Source organism: Enterobacter cloacae complex sp. GF14B (genome assembly GCF_004136805.1).
In the GTDB taxonomy this organism is placed as follows: domain Bacteria; phylum Pseudomonadota; class Gammaproteobacteria; order Enterobacterales; family Enterobacteriaceae; genus Enterobacter; species Enterobacter hormaechei_C.
Window position 1 is genome coordinate 1 of record NZ_QFRV01000090.1, and the last position, 14,883, is coordinate 14,883.

The 14,883-nt window shown below is 58.0% G+C and carries 15 protein-coding genes; 6 read left to right on the forward strand and 9 right to left on the reverse strand.

Annotated features, from left to right (window positions below):
• The 4 genes from DD606_RS21135 to DD606_RS21150 all read left to right on the forward strand — a co-directional run.
• The coding region (locus tag DD606_RS21135; RefSeq protein WP_129259075.1) for a type I secretion system permease/ATPase at positions 1 to 2,074 on the forward strand (2,074 nt) is incomplete at its 5' end.
• The gene (locus tag DD606_RS21140) at positions 2,055 to 3,254 is read left to right on the forward strand and encodes an HlyD family efflux transporter periplasmic adaptor subunit (protein ID WP_255573113.1); all 1,200 of its coding nucleotides are present in this window, start codon (positions 2,055 to 2,057) and stop codon (positions 3,252 to 3,254) included. The genes DD606_RS21135 and DD606_RS21140, both read left to right, overlap by 20 nt.
• 250 nt (positions 3,255 to 3,504) lie before the next feature.
• Complete coding sequence (locus tag DD606_RS21145) at positions 3,505 to 3,804, forward strand: type II toxin-antitoxin system RelE/ParE family toxin (protein ID WP_015571638.1); 300 nt, start codon at positions 3,505 to 3,507, stop codon at positions 3,802 to 3,804.
• 10 nt (positions 3,805 to 3,814) lie between these two features.
• The gene (locus DD606_RS21150) at positions 3,815 to 4,162 is read left to right on the forward strand and encodes a HigA family addiction module antitoxin (protein WP_022651701.1); all 348 of its coding nucleotides are present in this window, start codon (positions 3,815 to 3,817) and stop codon (positions 4,160 to 4,162) included.
• A 75-nt stretch (positions 4,163 to 4,237) separates the two neighbouring features.
• On the opposite strand, the gene DD606_RS21155 is transcribed toward DD606_RS21150, so the two are convergent.
• Both DD606_RS21155 and DD606_RS21160 read right to left on the reverse strand, forming a co-directional pair.
• Positions 4,238 to 5,419: a PLP-dependent aminotransferase family protein gene (locus DD606_RS21155; protein ID WP_129259077.1), complete on the reverse strand. Its 1,182-nt coding sequence runs from the start codon at positions 5,417 to 5,419 to the stop codon at positions 4,238 to 4,240.
• A 20-nt stretch (positions 5,420 to 5,439) separates the two neighbouring features.
• Positions 5,440 to 6,327, reverse strand: coding sequence for a LysR family transcriptional regulator (locus DD606_RS21160; RefSeq protein WP_022651703.1), 888 nt, complete (start codon positions 6,325 to 6,327; stop codon positions 5,440 to 5,442).
• Positions 6,328 to 6,424: 97 nt separating this feature from the next.
• Between DD606_RS21160 and DD606_RS21165 the strand changes: the two genes are divergently transcribed.
• Positions 6,425 to 7,027, forward strand: a complete 603-nt coding sequence (locus DD606_RS21165) for a short chain dehydrogenase (RefSeq protein WP_022651704.1) — start codon at positions 6,425 to 6,427, stop codon at positions 7,025 to 7,027.
• Here DD606_RS21165 and DD606_RS21170 read toward each other — a convergent pair.
• The 5 genes from DD606_RS21170 to DD606_RS21190 form a co-directional block, all read right to left on the reverse strand.
• Positions 7,024 to 7,755, reverse strand: a complete 732-nt coding sequence (locus DD606_RS21170) for a bifunctional 2-polyprenyl-6-hydroxyphenol methylase/3-demethylubiquinol 3-O-methyltransferase UbiG (RefSeq protein WP_058659912.1) — start codon at positions 7,753 to 7,755, stop codon at positions 7,024 to 7,026. The genes DD606_RS21165 and DD606_RS21170 overlap by 4 nt on opposite strands.
• 74 nt (positions 7,756 to 7,829) lie before the next feature.
• Positions 7,830 to 8,828: a transketolase family protein gene (locus tag DD606_RS21175; RefSeq protein WP_022651706.1), complete on the reverse strand. Its 999-nt coding sequence runs from the start codon at positions 8,826 to 8,828 to the stop codon at positions 7,830 to 7,832.
• Positions 8,828 to 9,673, reverse strand: coding sequence for a transketolase (locus DD606_RS21180; protein ID WP_032609986.1), 846 nt, complete (start codon positions 9,671 to 9,673; stop codon positions 8,828 to 8,830). Before DD606_RS21180 ends, DD606_RS21175 begins: the two co-directional genes overlap by 1 nt.
• 12 nt (positions 9,674 to 9,685) lie before the next feature.
• Positions 9,686 to 10,435, reverse strand: a complete 750-nt coding sequence (locus DD606_RS21185; RefSeq protein WP_003862216.1) for an SDR family NAD(P)-dependent oxidoreductase — start codon at positions 10,433 to 10,435, stop codon at positions 9,686 to 9,688.
• 36 nt (positions 10,436 to 10,471) lie between these two features.
• Positions 10,472 to 11,803: an MFS transporter gene (locus DD606_RS21190; RefSeq protein WP_023323645.1), complete on the reverse strand. Its 1,332-nt coding sequence runs from the start codon at positions 11,801 to 11,803 to the stop codon at positions 10,472 to 10,474.
• 215 nt (positions 11,804 to 12,018) lie between these two features.
• Here DD606_RS21190 and DD606_RS21195 point away from each other — a divergent pair, with 215 nt between their 5' ends.
• Positions 12,019 to 12,939: a LysR substrate-binding domain-containing protein gene (locus DD606_RS21195; RefSeq protein ID WP_003862214.1), complete on the forward strand. Its 921-nt coding sequence runs from the start codon at positions 12,019 to 12,021 to the stop codon at positions 12,937 to 12,939.
• 18 nt (positions 12,940 to 12,957) lie between these two features.
• Here the strand turns inward: DD606_RS21195 and DD606_RS21200 are convergent, their stop codons facing one another.
• Both DD606_RS21200 and DD606_RS21205 read right to left on the reverse strand, forming a co-directional pair.
• Positions 12,958 to 14,337 carry an amidohydrolase family protein gene (locus DD606_RS21200; RefSeq protein WP_058672811.1) on the reverse strand — a complete coding sequence of 460 codons (1,380 nt, stop codon included), beginning with the start codon at positions 14,335 to 14,337 and terminating at the stop codon, positions 12,958 to 12,960.
• Position 14,338: 1 nt separating this feature from the next.
• Positions 14,339 to 14,883, reverse strand: a 545-nt coding sequence (locus DD606_RS21205; protein WP_129259079.1) for a carbamate kinase, incomplete at its 5' end; no start/stop codon positions are given.

The window sequence follows — 14,883 nt, forward strand, 5'->3', positions numbered from 1 at the left end:
CGTCGCAGGCGCGCCGTGGCTGAAAGGCAAACCGATGGTGCCCGCGCTGACGCAGCTCGCCCGTGAAGCCGGGCTGACATTCCAGTTGCTGACGGCCGATCAGCACGCTATCAACAGCTGGCGTCTGCCGGTGGTGGTGGAGCTGAACGACGGTAAAATCGGCGTCATCGACAATTTCGACGGCGAGGATACGCTTGAGGTCAGCTTTTTCGACGACAGCACGCACACCAACCGCCTGTCGATGAGCGCGATGCTGCCTGCCATCCGCCACGTCATCGCCCTGCGTCCGCTGGCGGCGCTGAAGGACAGCCGCGTGGATGCCTATATATCAAAATACCGCCCGGACTGGCTCTACCGGCTGGTGATGCGCGACCTTCGCCCTTACAGCTGGGTGATGCTGGCTGCACTGTTCATTAACGTGCTCTCCCTCTCGGGCATCGTCTTTTCCATGCAGGTGTATGACCGGGTGATCCCCGCCCAGTCCTATCCGACGCTCTATGTGCTGACTATCGGGGTGCTGATCGCCACGCTGTTTGGCTTTGTGCTGCGCGTGGCGCGCGGACACATTATGGATCTGCTGGGCAAACGCTCGGATCTGCGCGTCTCGGATCGGGTGTTCGGCCACGCGCTGCGGCTGCGCCACAGCGCCATTCCGCGATCCACCGGCAGCTTTATCTCCCAGCTGCGCGAGCTGGAACAGATCCGCGAGATGGTCACCTCCTCCACCATCTCCACCATCGTCGATCTGCCGTTTTTTATCCTGTTTGTGATTGTGCTGGCGATCATCGCCCCGCAGCTGGCGTGGATCGCTCCGGTGGCGGCGGTGATCATGGTCCTGCCTGGCCTGCTGCTGCAAAAGAAGCTGGCGGAGCTGGCGAAGCAGTCGGCGCATGAATCAACCCTGCGCAACGCGGTGCTGGTGGAAAGCGTGCAGGGGCTGGAGGACATCAAGCTGATGCAGGCAGAGAACCGCTTTTTGCAGCAGTGGAACAGCTATATCCAGATCACCGCCGAATCCGGCCTGCGCACCCGCGAACTGACGCAGAACCTGATCAGCTGGGGGATGACCATTCAGAGCCTGGTCTATGCCGGGGTGATCGTGGTGGGCGCGCCGATGGTGATCGACGGCACCTTAACCACCGGTTCGGTGGTGGCCGCCTCGATGCTCGCCTCACGGATGATCGCCCCGATGGCGACGCTATGCGGCGTGCTGGCCCGCTGGCAGCAGGTGAAGGCGGCCAAAGAGGGGCTGGACAGCATTATGCAGCTGCCGACCGAGAACCAGCGCGAAGAGACACCGATCCGCCAGGACGTGTTGCGCGGCCACTATCTTTTCGAGCAGGCGCAGTTCCGCTATCACCCGGAAGATCCCCGCATGGCGCTGCGCATTAACCGCCTGGAGATCAAAGCGGGCGAAAAAGTGGCGATCCTCGGGCGCAACGGCGCGGGCAAATCAACCCTGTTGCAGGCGATGGCGGGCGGGATGGATCTGGCGGGTGGTGAACTGCGGCTCGACAACCTCAGCCTGCCGCATCTGGACGTGGCTGACGTGCGGAGAAACGTCGGCTTTATGACCCAAAACGCCCGGCTGTTTTATGGCACCCTGCGCGAGAACATTACGCTCGGCATGCCGCGCGCCACCGATAAAGAGATCTTCGAGGTGCTGGAGATGTGCGGCGCGGCCAGCTTTGTGCAGAAGCTGCCAAAGGGGCTGGATTACCCGATTATGGAGAACGGCGTCGGGCTGTCCGGCGGGCAGCGGCAGTCTATTCTGCTGGCGCGGATGCTGCTGCGCGACCCGAATATCGTGCTGATGGATGAACCGACCGCCTCCCTTGATGAACATACCGAGCGGGAATTTATTCAACGTCTCGGGGCGTGGCTCGGCAACCGCACGCTGGTTGTCGCGACCCACCGCGTGCCGGTGCTGGAGCTGGTGGAGCGCGTGGTGGTACTCAAAGATGGCATGCTGGTGATGGACGCGCCAAAAGCCCAGGCGCTGAACAACAGCCGTATGCAGCAACAGCAGCAGGCAACCGGACGGGAGTGGAAAAATGAAAATCAGTCAGCGTGACGTTGCCGCAGTAGAAGATCTGGATAACGCGCTCGACTCCGAAAGCGGTTATACCGGCGCCCGGCGCATTGTTTTCTTCTCCCTGGTGATGTTTGTGGTGCTCGGCGTCTGGGCGTGGTTCGGCGTGCTGGACGAAGTCTCAACCGGCACCGGAAAAGTGATCCCCAGCTCACGCGAGCAGGTGTTGCAGTCGCTGGATGGGGGGATCCTCACCGAGCTGAACGTGCACGAAGGGGATCAGGTGCAGGCCGGACAGGTGCTGGCGCGGCTGGATCCTACCCGCTCGGAATCTAACGTCGGCGAAAGCGCGGCGCGTTACCGCGCGTCGCTGGCCTCCAGCGCGCGTCTGTATGCCGAGGTGAACGATCTGCCGCTCAAATTCCCGCCGTCCCTGGCGAAATGGACCGACCTGACCGCCGCCGAAACGCGGCTCTACAACTCGCGCCGCGCCCAGCTGGAGGATACCCAGCGGGAGTTGCGCGCCGCGTTAGATCTCGCGAACAAAGAACTGGCGATCACCCAGCGGCTGGTGAAAACCGGGGCCGCCAGCCACGTGGAAGTGCTGCGTCTGCAACGGCAGAAAAGCGACCTGGAGCTGAAGCTCACCGACGTCCGTTCCCAGTATTACGTGCAGGCCCGTGAAGCGCTGTCGAAGGCCAACGCCGAGGTGGATATGGTGTCAGCGATCCTGAAAGGCCGCGAGGATTCCGTTACCCGCCTGACGGTGAAGTCTCCGGTGCGCGGGATCGTGAAAAACATCAAGGTGACCACCATCGGCGGCGTCATACCGCCCAACGGCGAGTTAATGGAGATTGTGCCGGTGGACGATCACCTGCTGATTGAAACCCGCCTCTCGCCCCGGGATATCGCCTTTATCCATCCTAATCAGGAGGCGCTGGTGAAAATCACCGCCTACGATTACGCGATTTACGGCGGGCTGCACGGGGTGGTGGAGACCATTTCGCCAGACACCATTCAGGACGAAGCGAAGCCGGAGGTGTTCTATTACCGGGTATTTATCCGTACCAGCCAGGATTATCTGATGAATAAGGCGGGCAGGCACTTCTCGATCGTGCCGGGGATGATAGCGACGGTGGATATTAAGACCGGAGAGAAAACGGTGCTGGATTATATGATCAAACCGTTTAACCGGGCGAAGGAGGCGCTGAGGGAGCGGTAGTCAAACGCCGGGTGGCGGCTTCGCCTTACCCGGCCTACATTCTCGCAGGCCCGCGCAAGCGCAGCGCCGCCGGGCATTAATCCGCACGCAAGACGTGGAATCCGCCTCGAAGAATTAACCTTTAGTCATGCATCACACTTCCCTTCAGCCATGACCAGGGTAATATTACTCGCAGACAAAACGCACTTGCGCACAGTGCAGGAGTGCATTACTATCCACTCAGCTTCAAGGACTGGAGCTTACCAGCATTATGATTAATCATTTTCGGGATCAATGGCTTGAGGATTTTTTTCTCTACGGGAGATCGAGCAATGTTATTCCTTTGAATCTGGAAACAGCGCTTGCAAGAAAGCTCGACATCATCAATGCGGCTATGTCGCACCTGGATTTACGATCGCCACCGGGCAATATGTATGAAGCATTGAGTCCTCCGTTGAAGGGATACTCCTCTATCCGGGTAAACAGACAATACAGGCTTGTATTTCGCTGGTCAGAGGGAAAAGCAGACGATCTCTATCTCTCTCCACACAAGTACACGCAACACAAGTGAGGCATCACCTATGACACTTCAACAGGCACTCCGCAAACCCACCACGCCGGGCGAGGTGTTGCAGTATGAGTATCTTGAACCGCTCAATCTGAAAATCAACGATCTGGCAGAGATGCTAAATGTACACCGCAATACCGTAAGCGCGTTGGTCAATAACAATCGCAAACTTACTGCCGATATGGCGATCAAACTGGCAAAAGCCTTTAATACCACTATTGAATTTTGGCTGAACTTACAGCTAAACGTTGATATCTGGGAAGCGCAATCTAACTCCCGCACGCAGGAGGAGTTAAGCCGGATAAAAACCGTTGCGGAAGTCATGGCGAAGCGAAAATCCGGCAAGCCGGACGTTGCCTGATCCGCTCGCGCCACGCAATACGCTTACCCGACACGGGAACGGCGCATAACGGCATCTGCCATTATGCGCATCCGGTTACAGGGAAATTCTCAGGCGTCGAACCGCTTCTTTAAGCTGCTCATCCGTTGGGGTAACGAAAGACATGCGCAGCGTGGTGTGGTCCGGCTCGTTGCAGTAGAAGAACTCACCCGGCACAAACACGACGCCGTTGCTCAACGTTTTTTCCAGCCATTTCGTCGTATTGATGCCGTTATTCATTTTCGCCCACAGGAACATGCCGCCCTTTGGCTTGTGGAACGACATCACATCGCCCAGCTCCGCTTCCAGTTCACTGGCAAAGGTCTGGTATTTCTGGCGATAGGCTTCGCGGATCATTTTAATCTGATTCGCCAGACGACCGGTTTTCAGATATTCGTACGTCATCAGCTGCGACAGCGTGCTGGTGTGCAGATCGGTGGTTTGCTTGAGGTTCACTACCGCGCGCTTTAGCCACTCCGGCACCAGCACCCAGCCCACGCGGGTGCCCGGCGCGAGGATTTTAGAGAAGGTGGAGGTGTACACCACGTTATCCTCATTGCCGATATCTTTGGCATGAGCAATCAGCGGGCGGAACGCTTCGTCGGTGTAGTTGATCTCGCTGTACGGGTCGTCTTCGATAATCACGAAGTCATAGCGCTTCGATAATTCCACCAGCTGTTTACGACGCGCTTCGGAGAGCGTCACGCCGCCCGGGTTACCAAAGGTTGGCACGATATAAACTGCTTTGATGGTTTTAGTTGCCACCAGCGCTTCAAGTTCATCTACTTTCATGCCGTCGCCGTCGGTGCCGACGGATTCAAAATTCGCCTGTGCCAGGCCAAAGACCTGCAACGCGGCGAGGTAGGTCGGACGCTCAACGACGACCGTATCGCCCGGGTTAATTAACGCACGCGCCAGCACGTCAAGCGTCTGTTGAGAGCCGGATGTAATGACCACGTCATCGGCTTTACAGGCGATGCCGCGACCTTCACAGATGCGTTGGATCTCTTCGCGCAGCCCCGGGACGCCTTCCGTCAGACCGTACTGGAATGCTTCGCCAAAATGCTGAGACAGCACGGCATCAGCGGCGATTTTTAAACCTTCATGATCGAACAGGTCCGGATTTGGAATACCGCCACCCAGCGAAATCACGCCTGCCATTTTGCTATGTTTTAATAATTCACGGATGGCAGAGGATTGCAGGCCCTGCGCGCTGCTGGCGAGTTTGTTTGCAGACATTCTTTACTTACCTTCTTTTTTTATATTGTGCCCAATCTTAGCAGAATATGGGCAATAAATTCCGTTAGCTTAGGCAGCGGCCGCAAATCCTGGCGCCACAGTAAATGCACCGGCCTCGGCGCGGGCGTAAACGCTTCCAGAACCCGAACCAGCCTGCCGCTCGCCAGCTCTTCCGCCACCAGCACTTCCGGTTGCAGCAGAAGTCCCGCCCCGGCTCGCGCCGCCATGCGTAAGCCGTAGCCGTCATTGCATCGTAAGACGGCATCACGCTTCCAGCGCACTTCGCCTTCCACACCCGGCAGCCGCCACTCGTTACGCGCCGTCCATACCGTGTGCGACAGGCACAGGTGATCCACCAGATCGGCTGGCGTTTGCGGCGTACCGTGACGCGCCAGATAATCCGGCGCGGCGCAGATCACCATGTTGTAGGGACACAGATATTTCGCCACCAGGTCCTCATTACGGATCTCACCGATACGAATGGCCAGATCGACCCCTTCCTCGACCAGATCAACCATTCGGTTGGTGAGATCCAGTTCGATGCGCACTTCCGGGTAACGCTGCAAAAACGTGGCCGTCAGAGGCGCGATAACGCAGCCGCCAAACGAGGTGGGCGCTGTCACGCGCAGGGTGCCGGCGGGTGTGGCTCGCAGGCGCTCAACCGCGTTTTCAGCAATCGAGACCTGCTCCAGCACGCGCCTGGCCTCTTCGAAATAAACGCGTCCGGCGTCGGTCAGGCTCTGGCGACGGGTGTTGCGCTCCAGCAGCCGCGTGCCGAGCTGCGTTTCCAGCTGCGTAATATACTTCCCGACCATCACCGCCGACATCTCCAGCCGGGCCGCCGCGCCGGTAAAGCTGCCGCTTTCCACCACCGCGATGAACGTCTCCATGCCGCGAAGCTTATCCATATTCCGAACCTCTGGTTAGCAATCTTCTAACATCAACCCAGTTTATCTGAATTTTTATTTATTAAAGAATGAAGGCTCACAACATAAGGAGTCTGCTATGAAAATCGTCATTATTGGTGCCAGCGGTACGGTCGGTCGTGCTGTGACAGAAGAGCTAAGCCGTCGTCACGAGGTGATCAGCGTGGGTCGCACGCAGGGCGACCATCAGGTGGATATCACCTCGCAGGCGAGCGTACAGGCGCTGTTCGAAAAGATCGGCCCGGTGGATGCGATTGTCTCCGCCAGCGGTGGGGTACACTTCGGCCCGCTCGCAACCATGACCGACGGCGAGTTCAACCGGGGCTTACAGGATAAGCTGCTGGGGCAGATTCGTCTGGCGCTGACCGGCCAGCACTACCTGAACGAAGGCGGCTCGATTACGCTGATAAGCGGCATTGTGGCTCACGAGCCGATTGCTCAGGGCGTCAATGCCACCACGGTGAATGCGGCGCTGGAAGGGTTTGTGCGCGCCGCGGCCTGTGAACTGCCGCGCGGGATCCGCATTAACCTGATCAGCCCGACGGTGCTGACGGAATCCGTCGAAGCATATGATGGCTTCTTCCCGGGCTTTGAAAGCGTTCCCGCTGCGACCGTTGCGCAGGCCTACCGCCGCAGCGTGGAAGGGGTACAGAGCGGGCGGGTATATAAAGTCGGCTATTAAGCCTTACGGGCGGCGATCAGCACCAGCATCGGGCGTTCCGCCTCTTCGGCCAGCGCGGGCCAGGCGTCAACCTGCATCTGCGTTGGTCCCCACTCATTGACTTCGCTTATCGTCAATCCGGCCTTGATCAGCGCGTTAAGCGTGGTGCCCAGCGTGCGGTGGTATTTAATCACCCCGTCCGCCAGCCAGTTGCTGACGCGCTGGCTTTCGTCCTGATAATGATTCACGCCCCAGAACCGCTCGCCGCTGTCGTCGGTCAGCCAGCCCTGACGGGTGGCGCAGGTATAAATCGGGTGCTCCATCGAGAAGACCAGGCTGCCACCGGGTTTTAGCGCGCGCTGAACGTTGGCGAATAGCGTGTCCAGCTCCGGCAGGTAGTGTAGCGCCAGCGAGCTGTAGACCAGATCGAGGCTATTCGCTTTCAGCGCCAGAGATTCCAGATCGCTACGCTGATAGTGAATCCGATTGTCATCAGTCAGTTCAGCCGCGCGGGCGAGCATTTTTTCTGAAATATCAACACCCGTGACGTCAGACGCGCCCAGCTCGCGCGCTGCGCGACAGAACCATCCGTAGCCGCAGCCGAGATCGACAACCGCTTTACCGGTTAAATCTGGCAGCATTGCCTTGAGCGCGGGCCACTCCGGCGCGCCGTTCAGGCCCTGAACCGAGCGCGGAAGCTGGGCATAGCCTTCAAAAAATGCCGGGTTGTCGTAGATGTTTTGTGCCATAACGGACTCCTTTATCGCAACAGTGGCGAGGGTAAAGCACCCCTCGCCCGTTGACAACGTATCCGTCTTATAAATCACAGCCTGCGCCGGATTTTCTCCACCATGGCTGTGGTTGAGATCCCGTAGCGGTCATGGAGGGTGGGCAACGCGCCCGCATCAAGGAACGCGTCCGGCAGCGCGACGGTATCGAAATCCACGTTCACGCGGTTGCGCATCAACAGCGACGCGACGGCTTCGCACAACCCGCCTACGCTGCTGTGGTTTTCCGCCACGATGACCAGCCGTCCCGGCTTCGCAGCCTGCGCCAGGATCGTCTCTTCGTCCAGCGGCTTAATGGTGGGCGAGTGCAGCACCGCCACGCTGACGTTATCCTTACGCAGCTGCTTCGCCGCCTCCAGCGCACGCATGGTCATCAGGCCTGAGGCGACGATCAGGACATCGTTCCCCTCTTCCAGCAGCGCAGCTTTGCCAATCTTAAACTGGTAGTTGTACTGGTCCAGCACCACCGGCACCTTGCCGCGCAGCAGGCGCATATAGACAGGGCCATCGTGCGCTGCCATCGCCGGCACCGCCTGTTCGGTGTCGATTGCGTCACAGGGATCGATAATCGTCATGCCCGGAATACCGCGCATAATCGCAATATCTTCCGTCGCCTGGTGGCTCGGCCCGTAACCGGTGGTTAGCCCCGGCAGCGCCGCACAGATCTTCACGTTCAGGTGCTCTTCAGCAATCACCTGATGGATAAAGTCGTAGGCGCGGCGGGTAGCGAAGACGGCATAGGTGGTGGCGAAAGGAATAAAACCCTCTTTCGCCATGCCGCCCGCGGCCCCCATTAACAACTGCTCGGCCATGCCCATCTGAAAGAAGCGTTCCGGGTAGGCCTGAGCGAAAATATGCAGATCGGTGTACTTCGACAGATCCGCAGTCATGCCTACGACCTCCGGTCGCTGTTCCGCCAGCTTCACCAGCGCGTGGCCGAACGGTGCGGCTCGCGTCTCCTGGCCCTCTTCCGCGATAGAGGCAATCATCGCCGACGTGGTTAAACGCGGTTTTTTCTCCGTGGTCTGGCTCATTACAGCACTCCTTCAGGTTTGTTGGCATCCAGCACAGCGAGTGCCTTTTGCCACTCGTCAGCATCCACGCGAATAAAATGGTTCTTGTCACGCTTTTCGAGGAACGGCACGCCCTTGCCCATCAGCGTGTCGCACAAAATGACGCGCGGCTGGTTTTCCGGGTAGCGTTTGGCGTTATCAAACGCCGTTACCAGTGAAGGGACATCGTTGCCGTTGACGCGCTGCACGTACCAGCCGAAGGAGGTCCATTTATCTTCCAGCGGCTCAAAGCCGAGGATCGCGTGCGAGTTGCCATCCGCCTGCTGGCGGTTAATGTCCACCAGCACGATCAGGTTCGACAGGCCGTGATGTGCCGCCGACATCGCAGCTTCCCAGGTTGACCCTTCGTCCAGCTCGCCGTCCGACATGGAGTTAACGACCCATGCCGCGCTCTGCTTGCGCTTCAGCCCCAGCGCCATGCCAACGCCAATGCTTAAGCCCTGCCCCAGCGAACCGCCGGAGATCTCCATGCCCGGCGTGTAGGTTGCCATGCCGGACATCGGCAGGCGGCTGTCGTCCGCGCCGTAGGTCTCCAGCTCCTCTTCAGGAACGATCCCCGCTTCAATCAGGGCGGCGTAACAGGCAATGGCGTAGTGGCCGTGAGAGAGCAAAAAACGGTCACGCCCCTCCCACTCCGGCTCGCCCGGCTTAAGGTTCATTCCGTGGGTAAACGCGGTGGCCAGCACATCGGCATAGCCCAGCGCCTGCCCGATGTAGCCCTGCCCCTGCACTTCGCCCATGCGCAGCGCGTAGCGGCGAATGCGCCAGGCCGCGGCGGCAACCTGTTGAACTGTGGTATCCGTCATCGTCGTATCTCCTTAATGGATCAGCATCCCGCCGTTCACGTCGAGCGTGATACCGGTGGAGTAAGAAGAGAGGTCGCTGCCGAGGAACAGCGCGGCGCGGGCAATATCCTGCGCGTCTCCGAGGCGGTTAAGCGGAATGCCCGCCAGAATGGACGTTTTCATCTCATCGCTCAGCTTGCCTGCGGTAATGTCCGTCTGGATAAGACCCGGCGTGATGCAGTTTACGCGCACATTGTCGGGCCCCAGCTCACGCGCCATGGCTTTTGCCAGCCCCAGCACACCCGCTTTTGCAGCGCTGTAGTGTGGGCCGCCAAAGATGCCGCCGCCGCGCTGGGCCGATACCGATGAAATGCAGACGATGCTGCCCGACTTTTGCGCGCGCATAGTGGGAATAACCGCCTGGGACATTAGCAGCGTGCCGCGCAGGCTGACGTCAAGCACCGCATCGTAATTTTCGCGTTTGATATCCATCAGCTTGATCGGCTGAGTTATGCCGGCGTTATTCACCAGAATATCGATGCGCCCGTATTTCCCCAGCACCTGCTCAATGGCGGCATTAACCTGTAATTCATTGCTGACGTTCGCCGCAAGGCCCAGATGTTCGTCGCCAAGGCTCGCGGCGGCAGCCCGGCTGGCTTCAGCGTTTAAATCGATAATCACCACTTTCGCACCCTGTTCAGCATATAATTTCGCCGTAGCGAAACCCAAACCGCGTACGGAAGCCGCGCCGGTAATAACGGCGACTTTATTTTTCAGTAGCATACATTTACTCCATTAGGACAAGAGAGATTTAATGTTTTATTTCGGCTCTTCCAGCAGCATAATCATTATTAAGCCAATGGCTGCGCAAATACCGAAATAAATAAACACGGAATTAAAACTACCTGTTTTATCCAGCAGATAACCTGCCAGCATCGGGGAAACAAATCCGCCGAGATTACCGCCGCTATTGATAATGGACGCGGCAATCGGATAGGTTTTACTGTCCGCAACAGCCATTCCATAAGCCGTAAAAGCGGGCCAGCCGATATTCAGACAGAGGCCGACAAAAAATAACCCGACGCAAACCGCGACGGTGCTTTGCGGAATATTCAGCATAATAACCATCATTAAAACGGTGCTGATGGCGGTAAACATCATGGTCGGTTTACGTCGGCGGCCGAGCAGTTTGTCGGAGACGTAGCCGCCAAAAATCGCACCGATAAATCCACCGATGCACGGCATGCTGGCGACCAGCCCCATGCTCATAAACGTAAAGCCTTTCTCTTTCACCAGATAGAGCGGGATCCACGTCAACAGTCCGTACAGCACGCTGACCATCATAAAATAGGCCAGGCAGTCGCCGAGAATATTCTTCGAGGTAAACAGCCCTTTTACCGTGCTTACCGGGGCTAATTCCCGCACGCGGATCAGCCGATCGAGGCGTGCAAAGCCTGGTGAAATCACGATATTTTCCCGTCTGGCGTCCGGGGTCTCCTGACCGGCGGTAATGGTCTCCAGCTCCGCTTTCGAGACGAATGCGCTCTCGGACGGCCTGGTGCGTACCAGCAGATACCACAGGACGGCAATGACCAGGCCGGGGATCGCAAAGGAGAAGAAGACCCAGCGCCAGCCCCAGGTCATGGCGATCCACACTGCCAGCGGCGGCACGAGGATGGGCGCGAACATGGTGGCGGCGATGTAGACGCCCGTGGCCGTGGCCTTCTCCTTTGGCGGAAACCAGTTATTGATGGTGGAGGCCAGCCCGACCGGGCACGGCCCCTCTGTTAACCCCAGCCCCAGGCGGATACACTTCAGGCCCAGAACCGAGGTTGCGGTGCCCATCAGCCAGGTAAAGGCAGAGAAGCCGAATATCGACAGTGCCACCATGCCGCGAATTCCCTTTTTGGCAATAAAAAAGCCCGCAGGAATTTGGCTCAGGGCGTATCCCAAAAAAAACATGCTGGCGATGGCACCGGCTTCGAAATTATTGATATGAAATTCGTCAATGATAAACGGCAGTACTGCACCAATATTTGTTCGGTCAGCATAGTTAATGGCATAAACAATAAAAATTAATGCCAGCACAACGAAACGGTAATTGGTTTTTTTAGTCTTTATGTAGGGGACAGCTTGTTCTATACGAGACATAACTTACCTCATTATTCGAACACCGTGAGTCGTTTTATTATTGCGTTCAAGGTCAATATATCGGCTCACCCATGAAACGCCATTCAATAAAGCTCATTTATTGCTGAGATAAATTTGATTCGCGATACAGCTCAAAAAAATAACATCGGGATAAAATTGCCCGCTCGCAGTCTCAATGTTATGTTTTTTATCAATTATCGTGTAAGGAGTAGGCCATGTCCGCGCAGGATCGCCAGACGTTATCGCTGCCCTCGCTCAGAAATTTGCAGGCGTTTATCGCCGTTGCTAACGCCCTGAGCATCCATCAGGCGGCGGAACAGCTCAACGTCACGCCTTCGGCGGTAAGCCACCAGATCGCGTCGCTGGAATCGTGGCTGGGCAAGAAATTATTTATCCGCAGCGGCAAAGGGGTTCAACTCACCCCGACGGGAGAACAATATCTGCGGGAGGTCTCGGCGGCGATGAGCGCCATCGGGCGCGCCACCGATCAAATCGTGAAAGAAAAAGACAATGCTGTGCTTCGCGTGCACTCTTCCCCCACCTTCGGGCTGTCCTGGCTGTTGCGCCGTCTGGGCAGATTCCGCGCCGAATATCCTGATATCACCATCAATCTCACCTGCTCCTATGAGAACCTACAGTTCGCCAGAGATAATATCGACATTGATATCCGTCACGGTATTCCGGACTGGGACGCCTACCGGGTGATGACCATTAAAAACGACACGCTGGTGGTATTGGCCTCGCCGGACTATGCAGAAGAGCATCCCATCAGCACGCCCGCCGATCTGCTGCAACAGTCGCTTATCTCGTCCACCAGCACTCTGGTGAACTGGGAGAAATGGTTCGCCTGGCACAATATCGACAGGCCCTGGCTTAATTTCAGCCTCAGCTTCGACCGCTCCTACATGAGCTTTGAAGCGGCGCGCATGGGGCTTGGGTTTATTCTGGAGAGCAAAATGATGGCTACCGATCACCTGAAGGATGGCTCGCTGGTGCAGGTGCTGCCTGATGAAATGGGTATCGCCATCAACGCGCACCATCTGGTGATGCCGCACATGAACGAACGCGCGTGGAAGATCCAGCAGTTCGTCGAGTGGATTGACCGTGAGTTGCGATTGTCGGGGTATCACCTGTAGCGATACCCCAACGTGGCGTCAGGCGACCGTGCCCCAGACCAGATTCCCCTTGTGGAACGTCGCGGTGCGCGGAGAAATGCGCGCCACCGCCTCGGCGGAACAGGAGGCGTCAACCAGCACAAAGCTGGCGTCGTCCTGCGCTTTAGGCCACACGCGCTCACCTTTGTCGTTCAGCGGCAGCACGTCGCCGGTGGCGATGCCCAGCGCCCGCGAAAGCGTCTGCTCGTTCGGGCGAATATAGAGCTGGGCGTAGAGGTTGGCTTTCTCCAGCATGTCCCCCAGACCGTACGGCGACCAGTGGTCGATCACGCTGTCGGTACCGGTCATGACAAACACGCCTTTATCACGTAACTGCTTCAGCGGCATGTGCAGGGTGCCAATCGGCACGGTCGAGGCGATGGTTACCTGCTGTGCCGCCATGCGGGTGGCGATCTCATCCACCTGCTGTTCGTTAAGCGTGGCCAGCGCGAAGGCGTGGCTGATGGTCAGCTTCCCCTTCAGCGCCGGCGTTTTCTCCACGGTTTCTACCATGTAGTTCACCGCCGCCACGCCCGCCGGGCTGGTTTCATGCAGGTGAATATCCACCCCTTTGTCGTAATCCAGCGCAATCTGGAACATGGTATCTAGCGATTTCTCCATCGCGCCGTCGACGCTGGTTGGGTCCAGCCCGCCCACATAATGCGCCCCCGCCTGCATCGCCTCGCGCATCAGCTTTTCAGAATTCGACAGCAGCAGGCCGTGCTGCGGGAAGGCAACGATTTCGCAGTCAAAGCCTGCGCCCCGGCGCGCCAGTACCGCCTGCAAATTTTCCAGGTTTTTCAGGCCGGAAACCGGCTCTATGTTGCAGTGGCTGCGGGCGATGGTGGACCCTTTGGACTGGATCAGGTCGATCAGCTTTTCGGCGCGTTCTTGCGTGTAGGGCTGTAACTCCGGCAGCAGCTTCTGCTCCAGGCGGATCATGTCCTGAATGGTGGTGCCCGCCGGACGGTTCAGGGAGCGCCACGGGCCGCCGTAGAAGGTTTTATCCAGATGAATGTGCATGTCGCGCATCGCCGGGAGCATCAGCTTTTTGCCCGCGTCGAAGTGCGGCAGGGCCGCATCAGTGTGGCTGTTGTTATCGAGCAGGGCGACGATTTTCCCGTCTTTGATTTCCAGCGTTTTCAGCTCGGTGCGGGTGCTTGTCGCCACGCTGCCGTCGTAGTTAAACCCGGCTTCCAGCAGCACGTTGTCGAGATAGTAATGTTTTGCGGTGATGTTCATCGGTTTACCCGTCTCGCAGGTTGCCTTTACAGAATCGGCAGCATACGCGACGGAACCCATGGCGCCAAACAGCGCGCAGGCAGTAACCATTTTGCCGCTCTGGCTGATAAACTCGCGGCGGCTTTTATTCTCACTCATCTTATCTTCCTTCATTAATAATATGGGTACCCGTTTCACCGCGCAGCGCTGCGGGCAGGCAGTCCGGCGAGGTGATGATTACGCGCCTGCCGCCATGGCGTAAAAATTCCAGCGAAGCGACGATTTTTGGCAACATGCTGCCCGCCGGGAAGTGGCCCTCATCCATGTAGCGCGTCATCTGCGCCACGTTGACGGTATCCAGCGCCTGCTGGTTCGGCTTGCCGAAGTTCACGCACACTTTCTCCACGCCGGTGGTGATCACCAGCACGTCGGCGCGGATCTCGCGCGCCAGCAGCGCGGTGGAGAGATCTTTATCGATAACCGCATCCACGCTCTGGTAATCGCCCTGTTCACTGCGCACCACGGGAATGCCTCCACCGCCCGCGCCGATGACCACAAAACCTTTCTGCGTTAGCGCCTTAATCGCATCCGCCTCGACGATGCGCAGCGGCTGGGGCGAGGCCACCACGCGGCGATAGCCCCGGCCTGAATCCTCAACAAAATGCCAGTCCGGGTGCGCGAGCTGTAGCTCGTCGCGCTGCGCCT